The 1333-nt window shown below is 48.5% G+C and carries 1 protein-coding gene and 1 pseudogene; both read left to right on the forward strand.

Features of this window, described 5'->3' with window-relative positions; translation table 11 throughout:
• Positions 1 to 312, forward strand: a pseudogene (locus tag SYN65AY6A5_RS13770) (glycosyl transferase family 1); the annotation flags it as partial.
• A 29-nt stretch (positions 313 to 341) separates the two neighbouring features.
• A partial coding sequence (locus tag SYN65AY6A5_RS13775; protein ID WP_143597176.1) for a glycosyltransferase occupies positions 342 to 1333 on the forward strand: 992 nt, incomplete at its 3' end.

Below are 1333 nucleotides of genomic sequence, written 5' to 3' on the forward strand. Positions count from 1 at the left end.
TGGGGAGTGGAGCAGCTGCTCCCTTTCCGGGAAGCCAGGGCAGCCCTCAAGGAGTTGGGTTTGGAGCCCATCGATGTGCTCAGGGTGGCTACAGGCGGGAATGAGGTGGAGGTGTTGACCAGCTTGCAAGAGCAGCTCGAAGATATCAAGGTGATTTACGTGGAGTTTACTTCTGAGCAAGACCGCAAGCGGATTGACCAGATGCTGGATCCCTCTCATCTCCTCTGGCAGGGGGAGATTTCTCAAGGTAACTACGGGTGCTTATGTTATCTGAATAGATGCATATTCTACGAAAGCAGTGGTAATCTTTAGAAGGCAATCTTTAGGAAGCTCTGAGACTGATGAATCCTCGAGTTCTACTAGTTTGGACGACTCCACCTGATTATGTCCCACCTCTCACTCTTTCAGAGCGTCAAGTAACTCTATGTCCGAAAGGAAAGGTTAGAAGACAGATATTCGATTTTTTTAGTGTTCCAAAAAGCATAGTTGAGTGTCCTGACAAAGACTTTGACCTCTATGAATTTGTCCAGTATTCAGATCAAGTCGAAGACAAAGAATTTGACTTGGTGATTGTCTGGACATCGAGTGTTGATCTGACTAGTCCTTTCAACACGAAAAAATTTGGCTGCCCAACTGTCTTGCTAGCCGGAGATACGCATCATCATGTGCTCCCTATCACCCACCTTCTAACTTACTGGGCCACTGAAGCCTTTGATTATATTGCCACCGCCTATGACCGACAGCACCTCCACTGGTTCGCAGCAGCAGGAGTTCAAAGGCTAGCTTGGCTGCCTTTCATTTCCGCTTGTCTCACCAGCTCCAGTTGGATAGAAAAGAAAGAAATTAGAGTTGCGTTTGTGGGTAACCTTAATTTTAACTCTTATCATTACAGACGTCTTAAGTTGATCATGTCCTTGAAAAAACTGGGTCTACCTCTACTTATAAAGACTCGAGTCCACAATCCTCAACTAATATTTGGTGGCTCGTTAATCTCTTTCAACTGCAGCCAAAATGGGGATCTGAACTTAAGGAACTTGGAAGTGATTTCTGCGGGGGGCTTTCTGCTTACCGACCAGCTCTCCTTCGCCTCAGGATTGGACGAACTTTTGGCGCCCGGCACCTACTGCGACACCTACAACTCCGAAGCCGAACTCCTGGAGAAAATCTGCTACTACCTAGACCATCCCCAGGAGGCCATTCAAATTGCCCGCCGCGCTTACCACACCTTTGATGAAAACTGGCATCCCCGCCACCGCATTCAGAACCTGCTGGACTGGGTGTTTGGGGGAGAGCTGCCGGAGCCCTTTCGTTACTCGCCCCGCTCTGATGTGCG

Origin of the sequence: Synechococcus sp. 65AY6A5 (assembly GCF_002760415.1) — a bacterium.
Lineage (GTDB): Bacteria > Cyanobacteriota > Cyanobacteriia > Thermostichales > Thermostichaceae > Thermostichus.